General features: G+C 66.2%; 21 protein-coding genes. 12 read left to right on the forward strand and 9 right to left on the reverse strand.

The genetic code is table 11. From position 1 onward, the window contains the following. Positions 1–65 precede the first annotated feature (65 nt). The 7 genes from AC1RKI_RS27730 (at position 66) to AC1RKI_RS27760 (ending at position 5,549) form a co-directional block, all read left to right on the forward strand. Positions 66–743: a VOC family protein gene (locus AC1RKI_RS27730; protein ID WP_492794848.1), complete on the forward strand. Its 678-nt coding sequence runs from the start codon at positions 66–68 to the stop codon at positions 741–743. A 47-nt stretch (positions 744–790) separates the two neighbouring features. Then, complete coding sequence (locus tag AC1RKI_RS27735; protein ID WP_150982238.1) at positions 791–1,507, forward strand: alanyl-tRNA editing protein; 717 nt, start codon at positions 791–793, stop codon at positions 1,505–1,507. 5 nt (positions 1,508–1,512) lie between these two features. After that, positions 1,513–2,145 (forward strand): LysE family translocator, encoded by a 633-nt coding sequence (locus tag AC1RKI_RS27740; RefSeq protein WP_222156967.1) that lies wholly within the window; start codon positions 1,513–1,515, stop codon positions 2,143–2,145. Between the two features lie 4 nt (positions 2,146–2,149). Beyond that, complete coding sequence (locus tag AC1RKI_RS27745) at positions 2,150–3,121, forward strand: DMT family transporter (RefSeq protein WP_223505790.1); 972 nt, start codon at positions 2,150–2,152, stop codon at positions 3,119–3,121. 12 nt (positions 3,122–3,133) lie between these two features. After that, positions 3,134–3,589 (forward strand): RidA family protein, encoded by a 456-nt coding sequence (locus tag AC1RKI_RS27750; protein ID WP_061955921.1) that lies wholly within the window; start codon positions 3,134–3,136, stop codon positions 3,587–3,589. A 69-nt stretch (positions 3,590–3,658) separates the two neighbouring features. Then, a complete protein-coding gene (locus tag AC1RKI_RS27755) occupies positions 3,659–4,846 on the forward strand; it encodes an aminotransferase-like domain-containing protein (RefSeq protein ID WP_061955923.1) in 1,188 nt (395 codons plus the stop codon). Between the two features lie 58 nt (positions 4,847–4,904). After that, complete coding sequence (locus AC1RKI_RS27760; protein WP_061955944.1) at positions 4,905–5,549, forward strand: glutathione S-transferase family protein; 645 nt, start codon at positions 4,905–4,907, stop codon at positions 5,547–5,549. Between the two features lie 78 nt (positions 5,550–5,627). Here AC1RKI_RS27760 and AC1RKI_RS27765 read toward each other — a convergent pair whose 3' ends face one another. The 5 genes from AC1RKI_RS27765 to AC1RKI_RS27785 all read right to left on the reverse strand — a co-directional run bounded on the left by AC1RKI_RS27765 (position 5,628) and on the right by AC1RKI_RS27785 (position 12,407). After that, positions 5,628–6,158 carry a chromate transporter gene (locus AC1RKI_RS27765; protein ID WP_061955925.1) on the reverse strand — a complete coding sequence of 177 codons (531 nt, stop codon included), beginning with the start codon at positions 6,156–6,158 and terminating at the stop codon, positions 5,628–5,630. After that, entirely contained in the window at positions 6,155–6,739 is a 585-nt protein-coding gene (locus AC1RKI_RS27770) for a chromate transporter (protein ID WP_061955927.1), read from the reverse strand. The genes AC1RKI_RS27765 and AC1RKI_RS27770 overlap by 4 nt, the downstream gene beginning before the upstream one ends. Before the next feature lie 383 nt (positions 6,740–7,122). Next, positions 7,123–9,459 carry a DNA topoisomerase IV subunit A gene (gene parC / locus AC1RKI_RS27775; RefSeq protein ID WP_492794844.1) on the reverse strand — a complete coding sequence of 779 codons (2,337 nt, stop codon included), beginning with the start codon at positions 9,457–9,459 and terminating at the stop codon, positions 7,123–7,125. Between the two features lie 123 nt (positions 9,460–9,582). Then, positions 9,583–10,383: a lytic transglycosylase domain-containing protein gene (locus AC1RKI_RS27780; RefSeq protein ID WP_084003945.1), complete on the reverse strand. Its 801-nt coding sequence runs from the start codon at positions 10,381–10,383 to the stop codon at positions 9,583–9,585. A gap of 29 nt (positions 10,384–10,412) precedes the next feature. Then, entirely contained in the window at positions 10,413–12,407 is a 1,995-nt protein-coding gene (locus AC1RKI_RS27785; RefSeq protein ID WP_150982234.1) for a DNA topoisomerase IV subunit B, read from the reverse strand. A gap of 231 nt (positions 12,408–12,638) precedes the next feature. On the opposite strand from AC1RKI_RS27785, the gene AC1RKI_RS27790 reads away from it, so the two are divergent. Next, positions 12,639–13,850, forward strand: coding sequence for an MFS transporter (locus AC1RKI_RS27790; protein ID WP_150982233.1), 1,212 nt, complete (start codon positions 12,639–12,641; stop codon positions 13,848–13,850). Position 13,851: 1 nt separating this feature from the next. After that, positions 13,852–13,986: a hypothetical protein gene (locus AC1RKI_RS27795; RefSeq protein ID WP_263289758.1), complete on the forward strand. Its 135-nt coding sequence runs from the start codon at positions 13,852–13,854 to the stop codon at positions 13,984–13,986. Positions 13,987–14,131: 145 nt separating this feature from the next. On the opposite strand, the gene AC1RKI_RS27800 is transcribed toward AC1RKI_RS27795, so the two are convergent. Beyond that, positions 14,132–16,057 carry an ATP-binding cassette domain-containing protein gene (locus AC1RKI_RS27800; RefSeq protein ID WP_061955951.1) on the reverse strand — a complete coding sequence of 642 codons (1,926 nt, stop codon included), beginning with the start codon at positions 16,055–16,057 and terminating at the stop codon, positions 14,132–14,134. A gap of 509 nt (positions 16,058–16,566) precedes the next feature. Between AC1RKI_RS27800 and AC1RKI_RS27805 the strand changes: the two genes are divergently transcribed. Continuing rightward, positions 16,567–17,499 carry an amino acid ABC transporter substrate-binding protein gene (locus AC1RKI_RS27805; protein WP_150982232.1) on the forward strand — a complete coding sequence of 311 codons (933 nt, stop codon included), beginning with the start codon at positions 16,567–16,569 and terminating at the stop codon, positions 17,497–17,499. 307 nt (positions 17,500–17,806) lie between these two features. Then, complete coding sequence (locus tag AC1RKI_RS27810) at positions 17,807–18,997, forward strand: benzoate/H(+) symporter BenE family transporter (protein ID WP_341248982.1); 1,191 nt, start codon at positions 17,807–17,809, stop codon at positions 18,995–18,997. Between the two features lie 39 nt (positions 18,998–19,036). Here the strand turns inward: AC1RKI_RS27810 and AC1RKI_RS27815 are convergent, their stop codons facing one another. Further along, on the reverse strand, positions 19,037–19,516 hold the full coding sequence (locus tag AC1RKI_RS27815) for a hypothetical protein (protein ID WP_233474189.1): 480 nt from the start codon (positions 19,514–19,516) through the stop codon (positions 19,037–19,039). 392 nt (positions 19,517–19,908) lie between these two features. Between AC1RKI_RS27815 and AC1RKI_RS27820 the strand changes: the two genes are divergently transcribed. Further along, complete coding sequence (locus AC1RKI_RS27820) at positions 19,909–20,238, forward strand: DMT family transporter (RefSeq protein ID WP_061955940.1); 330 nt, start codon at positions 19,909–19,911, stop codon at positions 20,236–20,238. Positions 20,239–20,370: 132 nt separating this feature from the next. Here AC1RKI_RS27820 and AC1RKI_RS27825 read toward each other — a convergent pair whose 3' ends face one another. After that, the gene (locus AC1RKI_RS27825) at positions 20,371–20,652 is read right to left on the reverse strand and encodes a hypothetical protein (protein ID WP_150982229.1); all 282 of its coding nucleotides are present in this window, start codon (positions 20,650–20,652) and stop codon (positions 20,371–20,373) included. Positions 20,653–20,887: 235 nt separating this feature from the next. After that, a partial coding sequence (locus AC1RKI_RS27830) for a type VI secretion IcmF C-terminal domain-containing protein (RefSeq protein WP_492919063.1) occupies positions 20,888–22,366 on the reverse strand: 1,479 nt, incomplete at its 5' end.

Here is a 22,366-nt window from a genome sequence, read left to right on the forward strand (position 1 = left end):
ACTGAAGACGATCTGATCAACTGTATCGGTACTGTACCGACAAGCTTGACTACCATCAACCAACCATGACGCTTGCCATTGACCACCTCGTGATTGCCGCGCCCGACCTCGATACGGGCGCCGAGTATGTCGCCGACGCGCTCCGCATCGCGCCGCAGGGCGGCGGCGCGCATCCTGGCATGGGCACGCACAATCGCGTGCTGGGCATGTTTGGCCAGATGTACCTCGAAGTGATCGCGATCGATCCGTCGGCCCCCGCGCCACAGCGTCCGCGCTGGTTCGCCCTCGACACCGAGGCGATGCAGCAGCGGCTGCGCGACGGCCCGTTCCTGGCGCACTGGGCCGCGCGCGTCGAGCGTCCCACCGATCTGTCGCGCTGGCAGGCCCAGTATCCGGACCGCATCGCCCCGCCCGTGCCGATGACGCGCGGCGCGCTGCAATGGCGGCTGACCGTGCCGGACGACGGCAGCCTGCCCGCCTGGCGCGGCGAGGCGGGCAGTGCGGGCGATGGCGTGTTCCCCACGTTGATCCAGTGGGACGTGGCCGATCACCCCGGTGTCAGCCTGCCGCGCCACGACCTGGCGTTGCGCAAGCTGCGCGGCAAGCATCCGCAAGCCGAGCTGCTGCGACAGGGACTGGCCTGGATCGGCGCCACGGGCGCAATCGAGATCGAACACACCGATGGGCCGCCGCTGCTGGAGGCCGAGATCGAAACGCCAGCGGGGCTCAAGACCCTGCGTTGAAACCAGAAAACACCTACAAGCATCAAGCACACCGAAGGAGCTCCCCAATGTCCGCCATCACGCTCAAGCGTTTCGACGACGACGCTTACCTCGATCACTGCCACGCCACGGTGGTGGCCACAAGCGCGGCGGGCATCGAACTCGACCAGACCGTTTGCTACGCGCGCAGCGGCGGTCAGGCCGGCGACACCGGCACGTTGACCGCTGCCGACGGGCGCGTCGTCGTGCTGGCCGACACCATCTACGCCGACGACCGCACGCGCATCCTGCACGTGCCCGCCGAAGGATCGCCCGCGCTGCAGCCCGGCGACCGCGTGGAAGTGAAGATCGACTGGCAGCGCCGTCACAAACTCATGCGGCTGCACACCTGCCTGCATCTGCTGGGCTCGCTGATTCCCGTGCCGGTGACCGGTTGCAGCATCTCGCCCGATTCGGCGCGCATCGATTTCGATCTGCCCGAATCGACGCTGGACAAAGCCACGCTGACGCAGCAACTGAACGCGCTGATCGACGCCCGCACGCCGGTCGGCATCGACCGCATCACGCCGCAGCAGCTGGCCGCCCAGCCCGATCTGGTGCGCACCATCGGCGCCGCACCGCCAGCCGGCACATCGACGATCCGCATCGTCGACATTCCCGGCGTCGACCGGCAGCCTTGCGGCGGCACGCATGTGGCCAACACGGGCGAGATCGGCGCGGTGGTCGTCACCAAGATCGAAAAGAAGAGCCGCACCAACCGGCGCGTGGTCGTCAACTTCGCATGATGCCGATGCAAGAGGCGTGGCTCACCGGGCTGTCCACGGCACAGTTCCTTGCCCTGATCACGCTGCTCGCGGTCGGCGCTTTCACGCCGGGCCCGAACACCACCATCGCGGCGGTCACCGGCGCCAACTTCGGCCTGCGCGCCACGCTGCCGCACTGCATCGGCGTGTCGCTGGGATTTGCCAGCATCGTCGCGCTATGCGCCACTGGCGTGGGCGCGCTGATCCTGGCGAGCCCCATGCTGGCGGCGGCGATCCACGTAATCGGCGTGCTGTATCTGCTGTGGCTGGCGTTGCGCATCGCGCGCAGCACGTCGCTGGCCGAAAAGACCGTGCTCAGGCCGATGAACATCTGGCAATCGGTGGCGCTGCAGTACGCCAACGTCAAGGCGTGGATGCTGGCGCTGGCAGTGGCCGCGTCCTATATGTCGGGCGCGCCCTCGCCGGCGCAGCGCATCGTGCTGGTCAGCGTGCTGTTCGGCGCGTTCGGCTTCGTCAGCAACGGCGCATACGGCGTACTGGGCGCGTCGCTGCGCCAGTGGCTCATGCAGGGCAATCGCGTGCGCTGGTTCAACGGTGCGATGGGCCTGGCGCTGGCGCTCACGGCGGCCTGGATCGCCGTGGCCGGACAACCGCATTGAGACCATGACCCGCACCTCTCATCCGCAATCGGGCGGCATGCTGCTTGGCTTTATCGGCGTGGCAATCTTCAGCCAGACGCTGCCGTTCACGCGCATGGCCGTGATGGAGCTCGACGCCACGTTCGTGGCGCTGGCGCGCGCGGTGATCGCGGCCGTGCTGGCGCTGGCGCTGCTGGCCGTGCGCGGCGCGATGTCTCCGGCGCGCCGCCCGCGGGGCCGGCAGTGGGCGCGCCTGGCCTTGACGGCGCTGGGCGTGGTGGTCGGTTTTCCACTGTTTTCGTCGCTGGCGATGCGCGAGGTGCCCGCCGGCCATGGCGCGATCGTGATCGGCCTGCTGCCGCTGGCCACCGCGGTATTCGCCGCGTGGTTCGGCAACGAACGCCCTTCCCCGGCGTTCTGGCTGTCGGCGGTGGCCGGCAGTGCGCTGGTGGTCGCTTTCGCGCTCTGGCAGGGCGCGGGCGGACTGCAGCATGCCGACTGGTATCTGTTCCTGGCCGTGGTGCTCGGCGCGCTGGGCTACGCCGAAGGCGGCAAGCTGTCGCGCGAACTGGGCGGCCTGGAGACCATCAGCTGGGCGCTGGTGGTGTCGCTGCCCGTGCTGGCGCCGGTGGTCGCATGGCTGGCGCTGGCCAACGGCCCCGCGATTGCCGCCGCTTCGTCGCACGCGTGGGTCGGCATGGCGTACGTGTCGGTGTTCTCGATGTTCATCGGCTTCCTGTTCTGGTACGCCGGCCTTGCAAAAGGCGGCGTGGCGCGCGTAGGCCAGATACAATTGCTGCAGCCGTTCCTCACGCTGGCGGGCGGCGCCCTGATCCTGGCCGAGCCCCTCGATGCCGCCACCGTCGCTTTTGCAGTGGCGGTGATCGCCGTGGTAGCCGCCGGCCGGCGCGCCTCCGTGCGCAATACCGCACCCGCCACGCCACCAGTCCCCGCGACTGGAGAAACGCCCCCGATTCATCCCGGACGCATTCACTGACAGGAGTCACGCATGTCCGTCTACGACACCCTTGCCCGCCTCGGCGTGGAACTGCCGAGCGCCGGCGCCCCGGCTGCCGCCTATGTAATGGCCGCCACCACCGGCAACACCGTATTCCTGTCGGGCCACATCGCCCGCAAGGACGGCAAGCCCTGGGCCGGCAAGCTTGGCAAGGATATCGACACCGACACCGGCAAGCAGGCGGCGCGCAACATCGCCATCGACCTGCTGGCCACGCTGCACGGCCATATCGGCGATCTGAACCGCGTCAAGCGCATCGTCAAGGTGATGAGCCTGGTGAATTCCACCGAGACCTTCACCGAGCAGCATCTGGTCACCAACGGCTGCTCCGAATTCCTCGTCGAAGTGTTCGGCGAAAAGGGCAAGCACGCACGCAGCGCTTTCGGTGTGGCGCAGATTCCGCTGGGCGCCTGCGTGGAAATCGAAATGATCGTCGAGATCGCCTGAGACAGAATCCAGAAGAATTGCCGGGCCATGTCGGTCCGGCGCACGACTTACCCCACCACGAGACCAATCATGAAATGGGCCATCTCCCGCCGGGCGCAGCAACTGACCAGCTCGGCCATCCGCGAAATCCTCAAGGTCACCGAGCGTCCGGAAGTCATCTCGTTCGCCGGCGGCCTGCCGTCCCCGGCGTCGTTCCCGGTAGCGGCCATGGAAGCGGCGGTGGCCCGTGTATTTGCGGATAACCCCCAGGGCGCGCTGCAATACGCGGCCACCGAAGGCTATCTGCCGCTGCGCGAGTTCGTGGCAAAGCGCTACAACGTCGAGGTCGAGCGCGTGCTGATCACCACTGGCTCGCAACAGGCGCTGGACCTGATCGCCAAGGTGATGATCGATCCGGGCAGCCCGGTGCTGGTGGAAACACCGAGCTACCTCGGCGCACTGCAGGCGTTCTCGCTGTTCGAGCCCGAATTCGTGTCGATCCCGACCGACGAGCACGGCCTGATCCCCGCGGCGCTGACGCCCGAGCTGACCGCCGGCGCGCGCTTTCTCTACGCGCTGCCGAACTTCCAGAACCCGACCGGCCGCCGCCTGCCGCTGGAGCGCCGCCAGGAGCTGGTCCAGCGCGCAAAGGACCTCGGCGTGCTGCTGGTCGAGGACGATCCGTATGGCGAACTGAGCTATTCGGGCAGCCAGTTGCCAACGCTGCTGTCGATGAATCCGGACGGCGTGATCTACATGGGATCGTTCTCGAAGATCCTGGCGCCCGGCATGCGCCTGGGCTTCGTGATTGCCCCGCCGGATCTGCACTTCAAGCTGTGCCAGGCCAAGCAGGCGTCCGACCTGCACACGCCGACGTTCACGCAGCGCATCGCTTACGAAACCGTCAAGGACGGCCTGCTCGAGCGCCATATCCCGACCATCCGCGAGTTGTACGGCAAGCAGTGCGCCTACATGCTGGACGCGCTGAAGCGCCACATGCCCGAAGGCGTGACGTGGAACGCGCCGGAAGGCGGCATGTTCATCTGGGTGGAATTGCCCGAGGGCCTGAACAGCATGACGATCCTCGAGGAAGCGGTGCGCCGCAACGTGGCCTACGTGCCGGGCGCGCCGTTCTACGCCACCAATCCGCGCATGAACACGCTGCGCTTGGCGTTTGTGACCGTGCCGGCCGAGCGCATCGAGCAAGGCGTATCGATCCTTGGCGCGCTGTTCCGCGAGGCCATCGCGCAGCACGCCCCGCAGGCCCGCGCCGCCTGAGCCTGCGACATTCCCACAGGAGACCCTGGACGTGATGGAAGCCGAGGAGCCGCAAACGATGCTGCGTATCTGGGGCCGACTGTCGTCGATCAACGTGCAGAAAGTGGTCTGGTGCGCGCGCGAGCTGCATCTGGACCACGAACGCATCGACATCGGCAATCAGAAGGGCGAGCTGGACACCGAAGCCTATGTCCGCCTGAATCCGAACCGGATGATTCCGGTGATCGAGGATTTTCGCGATACCGACGTGGCCGGCGAGCCTTTCGTGCTGTGGGAATCGAACGCGATCGTGCGCTACCTGTGCGCGCGTTATGGCGAGTCCACGCTGTGGCCGTCCGACGTCAAGGCGCGCGCCTCGGCCGATCGCTGGATGGACTGGCAGACCACGGCGTTCAGCCCGGCGATGGTCCAGGCTTTCCTGCAATCGGTGCGCGTGCCGGCCGACCAGCGCGACGACGCAATCATCGCCCGTTCCTGCGAGCGCACCGAGCCGCTGGCGAAAATGCTCGACGACGCACTGGCCGACCGCGAATTCATCGGCGGCGACCGCTTCACGATGGCCGACATCTCGCTGGCCTGCGCGGCGCATCGCTGGATGGGCATGCCCGTTGCGCACACGCCGCGTCCCAACCTGCAACGCTGGCTCGACGCCATGCGCGCGCGGCCTGCGGCGATGGGTATTCTGGTATTGCCGTTGAAATAATCCGGTAGGCGCCCGCGGCCGCGGGCGCCGATCGGGCGCCATATTGTCGGCCATCCGCTGCGCCAACGCTGGCGCAGCCTACATCAGCCCGAGCAGCCCTGCCCCCGCACCGAGCCCCACCAGCAGCAGCGGGTGCACGCGCGTCTTCAGCATCAGGCCGATGGTGACCAGCGTGACCATCGCCGCGGTCCATCGATGATCGACGCTGCTTGCCAGCACCCATCCCGTCGACATCAGCAGGCCGATCGTCAACGCCGATAAGCCGCGCCGGATCAGTCCGGGCCACACCGCATGCGGCGAGCGCCCCGCAAAGTACTCAAACCCCAGCGCGATTACGCTGGACGGGCCGCAGATGCCGACCATCGACGCAAACGCGCCGGCGGCGCCCGCTACCTGCCAGCCGAACAGCGCCACGAACAGGATATTGGGCCCCGGCGACGCCTGTGAAATCGCATAGAGCGCCGCAAACTGTTCGTCTGTCATCCAGTGACGGGTCTCTACCAAATAGCGATGCATATCGGGGATGACCGTGCCGCCGCCGCCCACGGCGAGCAGCGACAGCATGCCGAAATGCCCGAGCAGATCGCGCAGGATTTCGGGCGATGTCATGGCTTCTCCCGGCGCGCGGTGGCGCGATGTTCCAGCACCAGCGCAACCGGCACCAGCACCGCCATCACGGGCAGCAGCGGCCAGCGCAACAGCCCGATCGCCACGAACGCCGACGCGCCGACCATCACCGCGCGTACCGTGCGCGGCTGGCTCTGCGCCAGCTTCACGCCGGTCGACAGCACCAGCCCGGCGGCCACCGCGGTCATGCCCGCCAGCGCCTGCTGGACCTGCGGCACGTCCTGGTAGCGCAGATACAGACCCATCACGCACAGCACCACCACCATCGGCACGAATACCAGCCCGCAGAACGCCGCCAGCGCACCGCGCAACCCCGCGAAACGCAAGCCGAGCATCAAGGCCAGATTGATGACGTTGGGCCCCGGCAGCACCTGTCCCAGGCTGAGGATCTCCACGAAGTCGCGGTCGTCCAGCCAGCGATTGCGTTCCACCACCGAACGGCGCACAAATGGCAACACCCCGCCGAAACCGGAAAGGCCCATGCGGGCAAATTCAAAAAACAGCGTACGGGGCGTGGGCGGCGGCGCAAGCTCGGCCGCGTGTGACAGGGGCGTGGAGGACATGATCGTGATTGGGATCGCCTGCCTTGCGGATTGGGCAGGGTGCCGACATGGTAAGGCAGAACCGCACGCCGACGGACATGCGGGGCATCACGATTCGGCAAGAGGGGATCAGGGTTGACGATGTCCGCGCGGCATCGACATCGGCCGCGGGCGAAGTGGCGGTTGCCGCCGACGCTGCGGAAGGTGTGGGAATCGCCGAAGCTGCGCAAGCCGCCGCAGCGGCCCGCCCCCCGGGTGCGGGGGCGGCGGGCGGTGCGGCGGCCCGTGAGCATGCCCTGCGCCGCACCACATCGCGCGACATGCCGGGATTCAGCCGCCGCCGATGCCAACGGCAGCGTCGCGCACCACATCGCACACGACGGCCGCCGCCCCGCGCGTCGACGTTACGCCGGCGATTCCACCTTCACCGGCTCGATCTTCACTTCCTTGAGGCGCGGCTCGATGGCCTTGCCCTTGCGCGCGCGCTTGCCGACGTATGGCAGCAGCGTCTTGCCCGCCAGCTTTTGCGGCGGCACCTTGCCGCCACGGATGCCCGTACCCGAGATCATCAGGCCCGGCGCGCCAACGGCCACGGCCTGCTCGAGCGTTTCCTTCGCTTCAAGCTCCATCAGGATCACGCCGCGGCCGCCCGCAGACAGCACCTTGACCTCGTCCAGGCCCACCAGCAGCAGACGTCCGTTGGCCGAGAAGCACGCCACATGCGTGGCTTCCGTGCCGATCGGCGCCGGCGGCAGGATGGTGTCGCCGTCATCGAGCGTGATAAACGCCTTGCCCGCCTTCTGGCGGCTGATCATGTCGCCAACCTTGGTAACAAAGCCGTTGCCGCCCGCCGTGGCGATCAGCATGCGCTGCTCGGCGCCGCCCGCGAAGGTATGCGCGATCTGCGTGCCCGCGGCCAGGTCGATCAGCGTCGTCACCGGCACGCCGTCGCCGCGGCCGCCCGGCAGGCCCGCCACCGCCACCGAATAGACACGCCCATTGCTGCCGAACGCCAGCAGCGTATCGACGGTGCGGCATTCGAACGTGCCATAGAGGTTGTCGCCTGCCTTGAACGTGAACTGGGATGGATCGTGGCCGTGACCCTGGCGCGTGCGCACCCAGCCCTTGCCGGACACGATCACCGTCACCGGCTCGTCGATCACCTTTACCTCGGCAGCCGCGCGGCTGGCTTCCTGGATCAGCGTGCGGCGTGGATCCTTGTCCTCGGGGCTGTACTGCTTGGCGTCCTGCTCGATCTCCTTGATGATCTTGCGGCGCATCATCGTTTCGGACTTCAGCAGCACGTCCAGCTCGGCCTGTTCGTCGCGCAGCCGCGCCAGTTCCTGTTCGATCTTGATCGCTTCCAGCCGCGCCAGCTGACGCAGGCGGATTTCAAGGATGTCCTCGGCCTGCCGATCGCTCAGGCGGAACGCCTCGATCAGCGCGGGCTTGGGCTCGTCGCTTTCGCGGATGATGCGGATCACCTCGTCGATGTTCAGCAGCACCAGCATCCGCCCTTCCAGGATATGGATGCGGTCTTCCACCTTGTTCAGCTGGAAGCGCGTGCGGCGCGTCACCGTGGCGAAGCGGAACTCGATCCATTCGCGCAGGATGTCCTGCAGCCCCTTCTGGCGCGGACGCCCGTCGGTGCCGATCATCACCAGATTGATCGGCGCGCCCGATTCCAGGCTGGTATGTGCCAGCAGCGTCTGGATGAAGTCCTGCTGGTCGGTGTTCTTGCTCTTGGGCTCGAACACCAGCCGAACTGGCGCGTCCTTGCCCGATTCGTCGCGCACCGCATCGAGCACGGCCAGCATCGTGGTCTTGAGCTGGGTCTGCTCGGGCGTCAGCGCCTTCTTGCCGGTGCGGATCTTCGGATTGGTGATTTCCTCGATTTCCTCGAGCACCTTTTGCGACGACGTGTTCGGCGGCAGTTCGGTCACTACCATCTGCCACTGGCCGCGCGCCATTTCCTCGATGGTCCAGCGCGCGCGCACCTTCAGGCTGCCGCGGCCGTTCTCGTAGATCTGGGCGATTTCCGCGGCCGGCGAGATGATCTGGCCGCCGCCGGGATAGTCGGGCCCGGGCATGATCGACAGCAGCTCGGCCAGCGAGATATTGGGATTGCGGATCATCGCCACGGCGGCGCCTGCCACCTCGCGCAGATTGTGCGGCGGGATCTCGGTGGCCATACCGACCGCGATGCCGGACGCGCCGTTCAGCAGGACGAACGGCAGGCGCGCCGGCAGCAGCTTCGGTTCTTCTTCCGATCCGTCGTAGTTGGGCAGGAAATCCACGGTGCCCTGGTCGATTTCATCGAGCAGCAGCCGCGAGATGGGCGTGAGGCGCGCTTCGGTGTAGCGCATCGCCGCCGCGCCGTCGCCATCGCGCGAGCCGAAGTTGCCCTGGCCGTCGATCAGCGGATAGCGCAGCGAAAAATCCTGCGCAAGACGCACCAGGGCGTCATAGGCGGACTGGTCGCCGTGCGGGTGAAATTTACCCAGGACTTCACCGACCACGCGCGCCGACTTCACGGGCTTGGCATCAGCGCGCAGTCCCATTGCCTGCATCGCGTAGAGAATGCGCCGCTGCACCGGCTTCTGGCCGTCGGCCACTTCGGGCAGCGCGCGGCCCTTGACCACGCTGACGGCGTAATCGAGATAGGCCCGCTCCGCATAGCGGGCGAGGGTCAGCGAATCGGCCGGTTCATCGGCCTGATACGAAATGTCTGGTTGATCCATGTTTGGCAAGTTTTCGGTGCGCACAGCGCCAGGCGTGCGCGCGTGCCGAGGTTGCGATCAGCGTGGGATTCTAAAGGAAGTGGATGACGACGCCGCCATGGCGCGCACGCCGCGTTGCCGCCGTCAGGGCATGGGCCGGCGTCCGCCGATCACCATCCGCACCCGCTCGGCGGCCACACCCGTGCGCAGCACGCGCCCGCCCGATGCGCCATCCGGCTGGTACAGGCGGTAGAACTCGAGCACTGTGCTGACATACTGGCGCGTCTCGGGGAACGGCGGAATCTGGTTGTTATAGCGTTGCACCGCACCTTCGCCAGCGTTGTACGCCGCCAGCACCAGTTCAAGATTGTTCGGGAACAGCTCCATCAGGAAGCGCAGGTAGCGCACGCCGGCCGAAATGTTCAGCTTCGGATCGGCCAGCTTCTGTTCGACGCTGCGGCGCTTGTCGGCAGCGACGCCGAAGCGCGCGCCGGTGTCCGGGATCACCTGCATCAGCCCGATGGCGCCCTTGGGCGACACCGCCGACGCATTGAAGCCGCTTTCCACGGCCATCACCGCCTTGACCAGCGCCGGGTCAACGTTCTGCGCGTCGGCCACCTGCTGGATGATCGGCTCGACCTGGCGGATGTTCGGGTGGTTCAGCATGTAGCGGAACAGCTTTTCGCGCTCGGGGCTCGACTTGCCCTGCAGCGTGATGGCGCCGCGATGGCCCAGGTCTGCCGAATCGAGGTGGCCGCCGTCGCGCATGAACAGCGTGTAGCGCGCATCGAGCCGGGTGTCGGCAAAATGCGCCACGCCGTCGCCATCGACATAGCCCCACAGCTCGGCATGCGCGGGCGCCACGATGCAGGCGGACAGGGCCAGCGCGCACGCCAGGCGGGCGGCCCGTGCGGTCCAGCGCGATTGCCCTGTCGAATGCTTCATCGTTCTCGCTCCGGTGCAGGTGTCGGCCGTCAGATGTCGGCTTCCACCTCGTTGCCCTTTTCCTCGAGCCAAGTGCGACGCTGCGACGCTTCGCCCTTGCCCATCAGCATGTTCATCATGCTGACCGTCTGCAGCACGTCGAATTCACCAAGCGCCACCGGCAGCAGCCGACGCGTATCGGGATTCATGGTGGTTTCCCAGAGCTGCGCCGCGCTCATTTCGCCCAGGCCCTTGAAGCGCGAGATCTGCCACGCGCCTTCCTTGACGCCATCCTTGAGCAGCTTGTCCTGGATCGCCTCGAGTTCGCCCTCGTCCAGCGCATACAGCTTCTGCGCGGGCTTCTTGCCGCGCGCCGGCGCATCGACGCGGAACAACGGCGGACGCGCCACGCAGACGTGTCCCTTTTCGATCAGTTTCGGGAAATGGCGGAAGAACAGCGTCAGCAGCAGCACCTGGATGTGCGCGCCGTCCACGTCCGCGTCGGACAGGATGCAGATCTTGCCGTAGCGCAGGTTGGACAAGTCGGGCTCGTCGTCCGGGCCGTGCGGGTCCACGCCGATCGCCACGGCGATGTCGTGCACCTCGTTGTTGGCGAACAGGCGGTCGCGTTCGGTTTCCCAGGTGTTGAGCACCTTGCCGCGCAGCGGCAGGATGGCCTGGAATTCCTTGTCGCGGCCCATCTTGGCCGAACCGCCGGCCGAGTCGCCCTCCACCAGGAAGATCTCGTTGCGCTCGACATCGGTCGATTCGCAATCGGTCAGCTTGCCGGGCAGCACGGCCACGCCGGAGCCCTTCTTCTTTTCCACCTTCTGCGCGGCACGCGTGCGCGCCTGCGCCTGGCGGATCACCAGTTCGGCCAGCTTCTTGCCGAAGTCGACATGATGATTGAGCCAGAGCTCCAGCGCCGGACGGCTGAAGGTCGACACCAGCCGCACGGCATCGCGACTGTTCAGTCGTTCCTTGATCTGGCCCTGGAACTGCGGATCGAGCACCTTGGCCGACAGCACGAACGAGGCGCGCGCGAACACGTCCTCGCTCATCAGCTTCACGCCCTTGGGCTGCAGCGAGTGCATTTCGATGAAACTCTTCACGGCCAGAAACAGCCCTTCGCGCAGGCCGGATTCATGCGTGCCGCCTGCTGGCGTGGGAATCAGGTTGACATACGATTCGCGCACCGGCGCGCCGTCTTCGGTCCACGCCACCACCCACGAAGCGCCTTCACCTTCGGCAAACCCTTCCTCGCCGGGGTTCTTGTCCGGATCGGCAAAATGCTCGCCCTCGAACATCGGGATCACCAGTTCCGCGCCGCTGCCTTGCGCCAGCGCCTCGACCAGATAGCCCTTCAGGCCCTGCTCGTATTGCCAGACGGTCTGTTCGCCGGTTTTCTCGACCACCAGCGTGACCTTCACGCCGGGCAGAAGCACCGCCTTGGAACGCAGCAGCCGCTGCAGTTCGGCCATCGGGATGGCGGCCGAATCGAAGTATTTGGCGTCGGGCCATACCTGCACGCGCGTGCCGCTCTTCTTCTGGCCGCGGTCGAGCTTGCGGCTTTCCAGTGCGCGCGTGACTTCGCCGCCATGTTCGAAGGTCAGCGTCGATTCCATGCCGTCGCGCCATACCGTGACATCGAGCCGCGTGGCCAGCGCATTGGTGACCGACACGCCCACGCCATGCAAGCCGCCCGAAAACGCGTAGGCGCCGCCCTTGCCCTTGTCGAACTTGCCGCCCGCATGGAGCCGCGTGAAGACGATCTCGACCACCGGCACGCCCTCATCGGGATGGATGCCCACGGGAATGCCGCGGCCGTCGTCTTCCACGCTGATGCTGCCGTCGCGATGCAGGGTCACCAGGATGGTGGTGCCGTGGCCGCCCAACGCCTCGTCGGACGCGTTGTCGATCACCTCCTGCACGATATGCAGGGGGTTGTCGGTACGGGTGTACATGCCGGGCCGTTGCTTGACCGGCTCCAGGCCTTTCAGGACCCGGATGGAAGATTCGCTGTACTGACTGGTTTTGCTCGCCATGGAGTCGATACGGATAGTAGGTCTCGCGGCCGTCGTCGGCCGGTTTGCGCTGCATTGTAATGGATGGCCGCGGCCGGCAATCCTTTTGGAAAACCACGAAAATCCGCGGCCGGCAGGAATCCGGCACGGGAGGTAAACTCGGCAGCCAGCGGGCGGCAGACCGCGCGCCGCGCCGGCCACGCCTCGTCAGCGCCACAAAACAATAGAAACAATACCGAGCCCGACACCGACATGAACGACCGCAAACTGACCCTGACTTCCGTACTGGTGTGCGGCGGCCTGCTCGTCACCCTTTCCATGGGCATCCGGCACGGCTTCGGCCTGTTCAACCTGCCGATCACGCAGACGCATGGCTGGAACCGCGAGACCTTCGCCTTTGCGCTGGCGCTGCAGAACCTGATGTGGGGCGCCAGCCAGCCGATCACCGGCGCGCTGGCCGACAAGTTTGGCGCGATGCGCATCATGCTGATCGGCGTGGCGCTCTATGTGGCCGGACTGATCGTGATGGCGCTGGCCACCAGCGGCACGGCGTTTGCCACCGGCGCGGGCGTGCTGATCGGCATCGCGCAATCGGGCACCACCTACAGCGTGGTGTACGGCGTGATCGGCCGCGTGGCCAGCCCGGACAAGCGCGTGTGGGCCATGGGCATCGCCGCGGCGGCCGGTTCGTTCGGGCAGTTCCTGATGATCCCGGTGGAACAGACGCTGATTTCCACCGCCGGCTGGCAGAACGCGCTGTATATCCTGGCGTTCCTGGCTTGCTTCATGCTGCCGCTGGCGCTGATGTTGCGCGAGCCGAAGATCGAAGCGAACACCAGCGGCCCCCACCAGAGCATCGGCGAGGCCACGCGCGAAGCATTCTCCAACCGCAACTTCCAGCTGCTGACGCTCGGCTACTTCGTGTGCGGTTTCCAGGTCGTGTTCATCGGCGTCCACCTGACGCCCTATCTGAAGGATCGCGGCTTTGCCGACGTCAAGATCGCCACCGTGGCGCTGGCGCTGATCGGCCTGTTCAATGTCTTCGGCACCTACACGGCAGGCGCGATGGGCCAGCGCATGCCCAAGCGCTACCTGCTGTCGGCGATCTACCTTGCGCGCTCGTTCGTGATCGCCGGCTACCTGATGCTGCCGTTATCCGCGTGGAGCACGTGGATCTTTGCCGCGCTGATGGGTTTCCTGTGGCTGTCCACGGTGCCGCTGACCAACGGCATCATCGCGCAGGTGTTCGGCGTGAAATACCTGTCGATGCTGTCGGGCGTGGTGTTCTTCTCGCACCAGATCGGCAGCTTTCTGGGCGCCTGGCTGGGCGGCTACCTGTTCGACAAGACCGGCAGCTACGACATGGTGTGGATGATCGCAATCGGCCTTGGCGTGCTGGCCGCGCTGGTCAACCTGCCGATCCGCGAGCACGCACTGGTGCGCACCCAGCCGGCGGGCGCCTGACATGTCCGCCATCCACTGGACCCGGGGATTGGCCTACGTGGCACTGGCGGCGGTGCTGACGCTGGGCTTCCTGGCCTACCTGCGCCCGGCGTTCATGGTCGACCTGACGAACATGGTGTTGGCGTGGTGCGGCTAGCGGGCAGCTAGCGGGCGAAGGTGCTCGCTGTGCGGGCGCGTGACGCGAATGTGCTGCCGCGTCGCTGACAAGCGCCCGGCGCGGCCTGGCGACAGCGAAAGAGGACGAGGGCCGGCCGGCGGACGATCGTCCACGCGCCGGATCTTCAGGCGCCCTCGCCGCTGGTTTTCTTCTCCAGCACTTCCCAGCGCTCGAGCGCTTCCAGCAGTTCCATCTCGATCTCGTCGTGGCGCGTCGCCAGTTCCGCAGCGCGCGCGGGATCGCTGGCATAGAGCGATCCGTCTTCGAGCTGCGCGCCGATGGTCTTCTGTTCGGCTTCCAGCGCCGCAATCCGCTCGGGCAAACCGTCGAGTTCGCGCTGCTCTTTGTACGAGAGCTTGACGGTCCGGTTGGCGCCGCGTGCGTCGCGGCTGCTTGCCTTGGGCGCCTCGACTGGCTTCGCTTCGGCCTGCCGGGTGGCCTGCAGCGCCTGCGCGCGCGCCGACTGCTCGACCCAATCCGAATAGCCGCCCACCGATTCGCGCCACTGGCCATCGCCTTCGGCGGCGATCGTCGACGTCACCACGTTGTCCAGGAATGCCCGATCGTGGGACACCAGGAACACCGTGCCGCTATAGTCCTGCAGCAGTTCTTCCAGCAATTCGAGCGTGTCGATATCGAGATCGTTGGTCGGCTCGTCGAGCACCAGCACATTGGCGGGACGCGCAAACAGGCGCGCCAGCAACAGCCGATTGCGCTCGCCGCCGGAGAGCGATTTCACCGGCGAGCGCGCGCGTTCCGGCGCGAACAGGAAATCGCCCAGATAGCTCATCACGTGCTTGCGTTGCCCGTTGACTTCGACCCAGTCGCTGCCGGGGCTGATGGTGTCGGCCAGCGATTTCTCCAGATCGAGCGAGGTGCGCATCTGGTCGAAATAGGCCACCTGCAGGTTGCTGCCATTGCGCACGGTGCCGCGATCGGGCGCCAGCTCGCCAAGGATCAGGCGCAGCAGCGTGGTCTTGCCAACGCCGTTCGGGCCGATCAGGCCGACCTTGTCGCCACGCATGATCGTCGCCGTGAAATCGCGCACGACCACCTTATCGCCATACGACTTGGACACATCGACCAGTTCGGCGACGATCTTGCCGGAGCGCTCGGCCTGGGACACTTCGAGCTTGACGTTGCCCTGTACTTCGCGCCGCGCCTGGCGTTCGGCGCGCATCGTCACCAGCCGCTGCACGCGCGCCACGCTGCGCGTACGGCGCGCTTCGACGCCCTTGCGGATCCACACTTCTTCCTGCGCCAGCAGCTTGTCGAACTTGGCCTGCTCGACGGCTTCGTTGGCCAGCAGTTCGGCCTTGCGCGCCTGGTATGCGGCGAAGTTGCCGGGGAACGACACCAGCCGGCCGCGATCGAGTTCGACGATGCGCGTGGCCACGCGGTCCAGGAATGCGCGGTCATGGGTGATCAGCAGCACGCTGCCGCGAAAACCCAGCAGCAGGTCTTCGAGCCAGCGGATGGCCTGCACGTCGAGATGGTTGGTCGGCTCGTCGAGCAGCAAGATGTCCGGATCGGCCACCAGCCCCTGCGCCAGCGCGACGCGCTTCTGCAGGCCGCCAGACAGCGCGTCGACGCGCACATGCGGATCGAGATCGAGTTTGGCCAGCGTGGTCTCCACGCGCGTGCGCAACTGCCATGCATCGGCCGCATCGAGTTCGGCCTGCACGCGATGCAGTTCGGCCAGCGTGGCCTCGTCGTTGTGCGTCTCCAGCCGGGCCAGTGCGGCGTCGTAGCGCAGCAGCAGATCGTGCGCGGCACCCATGCCCTGGCTGACCGCATCGAACACGGTCAGCCCCGGCTCGAACTGTGGCTCCTGCGCCACATAGGTAGACGTCACGCCGCTCTGGCGCGCGATCAGCCCATCGTCGGGCGCGGAAAGTCCTGCAACGATACGCAGCAGCGACGATTTGCCGGAGCCGTTGCGGCCGATCAGGCCGACGCGTTCGCCTGCTTCGATCGAAAAATCGGTGTGGTCGAGCAAGGCCACGTGGCCAAAGGCCAGTTGGGCATCGGAAATGGAAAACAGGGCCATGGTGTCGGACGGGGTAAGCGGCGCCGGGAGCGAGGAAACCGGAAGGAAACTTCGCCGGCGCGCAGGCAGGCCCGAATTGTAGACGACTGTGCTGCGCGCCATGCTTCGCCAGTTTCGGCCGCGGCGCGCACCGCCCGAAAAAAAAAGATGGGCCCGTTCAGCCGAACGGGCCCAAGAGTCTCTCCTCGGTGCCCTGCTCGCAAGGCACGTCTGAAGCATAGCCACGCGCGACCTGCGCCAGAAGTCGGACAAATCCGTAAGGGAAAGTCCCCGTCAACCCGCAAGCCGCACGAGCGTTGCTCGCCGTGGACGTCGAAGCGGTCTTCCAGGACTTCGGGTTGTGCCGCGACGCCCCGCCGTGGAACAATCTGCGAACAACAATCTGCACCGGCAGATTGCTCCGAACGCACAACGACAGCAGCACCGCAGTACGAGAGCCGGATCGATCCGGCCATCGGCGGCCAACGCGCCGCCTGGGTTTTTCCTGACAATTTTCGACGGGTGTCTACATGATCAATTCGGGCCTGCCGCGCCGTGCCTTGTTCCAGGGCATGGCGCCTGTCGTATTCTCGCTTGCCGTCCTGCTCTGCCTGCCGCCTGCGCCGGCGCGCGCGGCCACGCCAAATCCGGTGGTCGCGCGCATCCAGCAGAGCGGCGTCATCCGCATCGCGCACCGCGAAAGCTCGGTGCCGTTCTCGTTCGTGGCGGACGGCAAGCCGATGGGCTATGCCGTCGACCTGTGCCTGAAAGTGGCCGACGCGGTGCGCAGCCAGCTCAAGCTGCCGCAACTGCGCGTGGAATGGGTGCCGGTGACGCCGGCCTCGCGCATTCCCGCCATCGTCGATGGCAAGGCCGATCTCGAATGCGGATCGACCACCAACAATCGCGAACGGCGCGAACAGGTAGCCTTCACCATTCCGCACTACATTGCCGGCAGCCGCATGCTGGTGAAAAGCGATGCGGGCATTCGCAAATGGAGCGACCTGCGCGGCAAGACCGTGGTATCGACCACCAAGACCACGCCGCTGGAAATGCTGCGCAAGATGGACGAATCGGGCGCGATGGGCTGGAAGGTGGTGGAGGCCAAGGACCACGCCGAGGCGTTCGCGATGGTGGAATCGGGCAAGGCCGACGCCTTCGTGATGGACGACGTGCTGCTGTTCGGGCTGCGCGCCAACGCAAAAAATCCGGCCGCGCTGGCGGTAACCGGGGACCTACTGACGATCGAACCGTACGCGATCATGCTGTCCAGACAAGACGCAGAGTTCAAGAAGATCGTCGACCGCGCGCTGATCGCGTCTATTTACGACCAGGAAACGCAAAAGCTGTATCGCAAGTGGTTCCTGCAGCCGATTCCGCCCAATGGGATCACGCTCGACATCCCGATGAGCTATCTGCTACGCGACTCGTTCAAGTTCCCGAGCGACAAGGTGGCGGACTGAGGCTTCGTACCGCGCGTGGCGGCGCCGGCCACGCGCGTTGCGCTGGCGGCATTTCCGGAACGCGCCGCCGTAACTTGCCGCCGGCGGTTTGGGCCAGCGGTGCGCTCGCCGTCGGCGCCGTAAAACTTGCCATGGCCTGCCGCGCCGTGCGCGCCGCCATCGCCATCTCCCCAACAGGGCCGCCATCGCGCGGCCCTTGCCTGTCGCCGTCCTCCACGGCCGCCGGAACAAAACCGGCACCTGCGCCGCCGTCCCGTGCGAAGATACCGGCCGTGCCGCAACGGCCGCCCATCCTTGCCCGACGATAATGACTGCCGCCGCCTCCCTGAAGCTGTCCGACCTGTCTGTTTCCACCACTGTGGCCGGGTTGATCGCCATGCTGACCGGCTACACCAGTTCGCTGGTGCTGATGATCCAGGCCGGCCAGGCCGCGCATCTGTCCGATGCCCAAATCGCGTCGTGGATCTGGGCGTTATCAATTGGCATGGGCGTGACCACGTTGGGACTGTCGCTGGTCATGCGCGTGCCGATCGTCGTGGCGTGGTCCACGCCGGGCGCCGCGCTGCTGATCGCCAGTCTGCCGGGCGTGCCCTACCCCGAAGCCATCGGCGCGTTCCTGCTGGCCGCGCTGATGATGACGGCCGCCGGGCTGACCGGCTGGTTCGACAAACTGATGAAGGCGTTGCCGGCCAGTATCGCGTCGGCGCTGCTGGCCGGCATCCTGTTCCGCATCAGCATCGATGTGTTCGTGCAAGCGCAGCATCACACCGTACTGCTGCTGACGATGTTTGCCGCCTATCTGCTGGGCCGCCGCTGGTGGCCGCGCTATGCGGTGCCGGGCGTGCTGGCGATCGGCATTGCGCTGGCCGCCGCGCTGGGCCAGTTGCACTTCGACCAGTTCCACTTCGCCGTGGCGCGGCCGGTGTGGACCACGCCGGCATTTTCGCTGTCGGCGTTCATCAGCATCGGCCTGCCGCTGTTCATCGTGGCGCTGGCCTCGCAGAACATTCCCGGACTGGCGGTGCTGCGCGCGGACGGCTATCACGTGCCGGCCAGCCCGCTGATCGCCGTGACGGGGCTGGCGTCCGCCATCCTCGCGCCGTTCGGATCCCATGGCATCAACCTCGCCGCGATTACCGCCGCCATCTGCACGGGTCCCCAGGCCGACGCCGATCCGCGCCGCCGCTACATGGCCGCCGTGGTTTGCGGGCTCGGCTATCTGGCGATGGGCGTGATGGCGGCCAGCATCGCCGCACTGTTCGCGGCGTTTCCCAAGGCGCTGGTGGTGGCCGTGGCGGCGTTTGCCCTGCTCGGTTCGATCGCCAATGGCCTGACCGTGGCCATGCAGACGCCGGCAGAGCGCGAATCGGCGCTGCTGACATTCATGATCACGGCCTCCGGCATGACGCTGGCCGGCGTCGGCTCTGCATTTTGGGGCGTGGTGGGCGGCATGCTTGCGCTACTGGTCCTCAGGCCGCGCACCGCACGCGCCGCCTGACCGGTGCCGCCTGACCTGCGCCGCCGCGCCAGACCGCCGTCAGAGCAGCAGGAAGGCAACCTCCGCCGCCGTGATCGACGACAGCGATACGCCCTTGCGACGCTTGTAGAGTACGTGCTCCAGCACGCGATCGCGATGCTGGGCAAACACTTCACGGTCGAGTCGCAATGCAGCGACGCCATAGTGTTCGGTCAGCAGCTTGTAGACGCGATGCCGCACCAGCAACATCTCGTTCTCGGCCTGCAGGCGCGACATTTCCGCGGCGTGCTCTTCCTCGAGCTGGCGCATGCCGACCACCACACGCGCATGCATGCCGCGATAGCGGTCGATTTCAGTGTGGGCACGGCGTAATTCCTCGCGCAGTGCCCGCGCTTCCTGCATCAGCTTGAAATGTTGCTGGACGCCGCGCTGGATGCGGGACGCTTCTTCCAGCGCGTGATCGGCGGAGGCAATCGTGTTCTGCCAGACGCCTTCACCAAATTCGGCGGCGGCCTCGGTTGCCACCGCTGCTTCGGCCATTTGCGTGACCGGCCAGGCTGCGGCCGGATCCGGATCGTTGTTCATACCGCTCCCCTTATCCCGTCAGTCAACCTATTGCCACGGCATTTTTTTCGATGCGAGCCGGGTCAGGTCGATGCGATCACCGCGACATTCTGATATGGCCACCTCGTTGACTATCCCGGGTGACTATGGCGCCATGCGCCTTCCTTCATTCAAAGCCGGTATCGACTGCGGCACAACCACCCGGAGGGAGGGCTGTTCAACCGCCGGAAACCCGCATGACGACTGGATTCTGAGGTATTTTCACGCGGTTTGGCAGACCCGTTTGGGGGGCGGCCTGCATAATAATGGGCTCGAATCCGCCCAAGGCGCCGCAAGCGCCGCTTTTTTCACCGGGGAATATCGCCAACATGAACGGATACCTGCTGCTCGCCCTCGCCATCGTCGCGGAAGTCATCGCCACCAGCAGCCTGAAGGCAGCGGAAAACTTCACGCGCCTGGGGCCCAGCGTCCTCGTGGTGACTGGCTACGTTGCCGCCTTCTGGCTGTTGATGCAGGTGATGAAGACCGTGCCCGTGGGAGTGGCGTATGCGATCTGGTGCGGCGCCGGCATTGTGCTGGTCACCCTGATCGCTGCCGTGCTGTACCGCCAGGTGCCGGACTTGGCCGCCTGGATCGGCATCGCGCTGATCATCGGCGGCGTGGCAGTGATCCAGCTGTTTTCGAGGATGAGCCACTGACGGACGCGACCGCTTCACCGCGTCGCCCGTCATCCCGATACCGCACTCCTCAGGGCTGATCCGGCCCGGTAGCGCCCCCGATACGGCCCCAAAACCTGCCCCGGCCACCCACCCCTTGCCAGCGCTGCCGCCTCAGCTTTTGGGCGGCAGCAAGCGCAGCAACCGATTGATCTGCGCCAGCGTGTCGCATTCGTCGGCATTGCGCTTGCGGCGCTGATCGATGATGTCCAGCAACGTCCGGATCTCCGCGTTCTTGACCTCGCAGCTCGCCTTCGGCTCATTGGTACACGCCACATTGATCTCGCCTCGCAAGCTCTCCTGCGCAATATCGATCAGCGCCGTACATCCAGATGTATCCGCCAGCGCCGGATCGGATGCCGGCTGCACCGCGATAGCGCGCGACGTGGCAAGCACGGCAAGAACAGACAGACAGCGCAAAAGCGTCCGGGCAAAGGGCATGGATAAACAGGATGAAAGAGGACGGGCTCACGCCTGCGGCGTGCAGGCGACATCATAGCCGTTTGCAATATCTGACTAGTGGAAATCGGAGCGCGGGGGATGGCGGAGGCGGGGGGGGGGCGGGGAAAATGCCGAACAGCGCGCCAGCAAGCGCAAGGCTATGGCTATGGCTTGCGCCAAGCGGACAAGTTCAGTTCTGGACAGTCGCACCTGGCTTTGCCGCCAAGAAGATCCGCTCCGGCATCCGCAGATTGCGCAGTTCCAGCGCTTCCAGCGGGCCCCGCCCAACGGCCGCGCGCATCTGATAGCGGATCGGATATCGCATGTCAGCCGGTGCGGCAAGCCGCGCTGCGCGCGGCAGCAGGCTTTCTGAATGCTCCGGTCGATCGGCCGCGTCTGCCGACTCACTGTCGTTCTTGCCTTGGCCTGCACCTAAAGTGTCGGGCGCGGCCTGGAATGTAAGCTGGACCGTCGCGCTATCCACAGGCGTCACCCGCGCATGCTCCAGCATGCGGATCCAGGCCCAGACACCTTCGGTCTCAAAGCTTTTGTTTGTGCTGGCGGTCTCGCTTTGCCATTGCAGCAACGTGCGCGGCGCTTGCAGGTTGTTTGCCGGCCATGTCATGGACTGCCAAGTTTCGCGCTGGTTGTAGTAGTGCAGCGTCTGGTTATCGATCGTCAGCACGGTGTCAGTCAGGCCCGGCGTGGGAATCGGCTTGAGTTCGAAGCGGTACTGGGGGTCGCCTTGCACCAGCAGATGGGCACCCACGCGCTGCAATGTGTTGATGAACTGAAGGAAAGCCGGATCGAAGGCCAGCCCGTGCGCGCCGCTGCCGACGGGCACCCATTGGTCGCCTTGTAGCACCAGCACGCCGGCCAGTTCGGCCAGGAGGAAGGCATTGATCAGACCGCTCTGCGGGCGGATATGGCGCGCCAGTTCGGGCAGCGATGCGTCATTGGCCGTGTCGGCGAAGGGATAGCGGCTGGCAAATGCACGGTTCCACGGCAGTGCGATGGACTGCCGCCACGCCTCGTTGAGGCTGGCCTGCGCCGGTTGCAGGACGGATTGCAATGCCTGGGCAACCGGGCGGACGAACAGCGTGTCGCCCATGCCGGCCCATTCGGCGCCGAGGCTCGCTGCCATGAGCTGGCCATAGGCTTGCGTGTCGGCAAGATCCGATCCTTTACCCTGGAACAGCGACTGGGCCATCTGCCGCGCCTGCATGTCGGCGTCCGCACTGTTGGTCAGCTGCTGCAGGCGCAGCCGCGCCGCGGTGATCCGGTCGAGATAGCGCTGCAAGCTCATGTCGCTGCTGCCAGTGCTACCCCTACTCCCACCACCCTGCCCGGCCTGCCCCACCAGCCGCAGCACCGGACCAAACGCTGCCGCGAGCGGGCCGGCCGGATCGGGCCTAATGGCTGCGGGTGCCTCGTCCTTCCGACCCAGAATCCCCTGCGCCTTGGCCACCAGGGTGTCCGACAAAGAATCCTTGTGCGCACCGGCGCCACCCTGATACGCGAGCGACTTCATGAGCGCGATGACCGGCGACTGGCGCGCGTCGGCCATCAGCTTGAGTTGATCGACGACACCGGGCAGCGTCGCGGCCGACTCCCACTGCATCCCGTTCATGAACTGCTGCCAGTGCTCGGCGTAGTCGGCAAAATACCG

This window comes from Cupriavidus sp. GW822-FHT06G04 (assembly GCF_058799075.1).

What these genes read in the sequence shown, in the direction of transcription:
- AC1RKI_RS27735 (WP_150982238.1), top strand. Translation starts at nt 791, where the DNA reads ATGTCCGCCATCACGCTCAAGCGTTTCGACGACGACGCTTACCTCGAT.
- AC1RKI_RS27810 (WP_341248982.1), top strand. Translation starts at nt 17,807, where the DNA reads ATGACTGCCGCCGCCTCCCTGAAGCTGTCCGACCTGTCTGTTTCCACC.
- AC1RKI_RS27790 (WP_150982233.1), top strand. Translation starts at nt 12,639, where the DNA reads ATGAACGACCGCAAACTGACCCTGACTTCCGTACTGGTGTGCGGCGGC.
- AC1RKI_RS27760 (WP_061955944.1), top strand. Translation starts at nt 4,905, where the DNA reads ATGCTGCGTATCTGGGGCCGACTGTCGTCGATCAACGTGCAGAAAGTG.
- AC1RKI_RS27740 (WP_222156967.1), top strand. Translation starts at nt 1,513, where the DNA reads ATGCAAGAGGCGTGGCTCACCGGGCTGTCCACGGCACAGTTCCTTGCC.
- AC1RKI_RS27745 (WP_223505790.1), top strand. Translation starts at nt 2,150, where the DNA reads ATGACCCGCACCTCTCATCCGCAATCGGGCGGCATGCTGCTTGGCTTT.
- AC1RKI_RS27820 (WP_061955940.1), top strand. Translation starts at nt 19,909, where the DNA reads ATGAACGGATACCTGCTGCTCGCCCTCGCCATCGTCGCGGAAGTCATC.
- AC1RKI_RS27795 (WP_263289758.1), top strand. Translation starts at nt 13,852, where the DNA reads ATGTCCGCCATCCACTGGACCCGGGGATTGGCCTACGTGGCACTGGCG.
- parC (WP_492794844.1), bottom strand. Translation starts at nt 9,459, where the DNA reads ATGGATCAACCAGACATTTCGTATCAGGCCGATGAACCGGCCGATTCG.
- AC1RKI_RS27765 (WP_061955925.1), bottom strand. Translation starts at nt 6,158, where the DNA reads ATGACATCGCCCGAAATCCTGCGCGATCTGCTCGGGCATTTCGGCATG.
- AC1RKI_RS27770 (WP_061955927.1), bottom strand. Translation starts at nt 6,739, where the DNA reads ATGTCCTCCACGCCCCTGTCACACGCGGCCGAGCTTGCGCCGCCGCCC.
- AC1RKI_RS27755 (WP_061955923.1), top strand. Translation starts at nt 3,659, where the DNA reads ATGAAATGGGCCATCTCCCGCCGGGCGCAGCAACTGACCAGCTCGGCC.
- AC1RKI_RS27805 (WP_150982232.1), top strand. Translation starts at nt 16,567, where the DNA reads ATGATCAATTCGGGCCTGCCGCGCCGTGCCTTGTTCCAGGGCATGGCG.
- AC1RKI_RS27780 (WP_084003945.1), bottom strand. Translation starts at nt 10,383, where the DNA reads ATGAAGCATTCGACAGGGCAATCGCGCTGGACCGCACGGGCCGCCCGC.
- AC1RKI_RS27800 (WP_061955951.1), bottom strand. Translation starts at nt 16,057, where the DNA reads ATGGCCCTGTTTTCCATTTCCGATGCCCAACTGGCCTTTGGCCACGTG.
- AC1RKI_RS27785 (WP_150982234.1), bottom strand. Translation starts at nt 12,407, where the DNA reads ATGGCGAGCAAAACCAGTCAGTACAGCGAATCTTCCATCCGGGTCCTG.
- AC1RKI_RS27815 (WP_233474189.1), bottom strand. Translation starts at nt 19,516, where the DNA reads ATGGCCGAAGCAGCGGTGGCAACCGAGGCCGCCGCCGAATTTGGTGAA.
- AC1RKI_RS27730 (WP_492794848.1), top strand. Translation starts at nt 66, where the DNA reads ATGACGCTTGCCATTGACCACCTCGTGATTGCCGCGCCCGACCTCGAT.
- AC1RKI_RS27750 (WP_061955921.1), top strand. Translation starts at nt 3,134, where the DNA reads ATGTCCGTCTACGACACCCTTGCCCGCCTCGGCGTGGAACTGCCGAGC.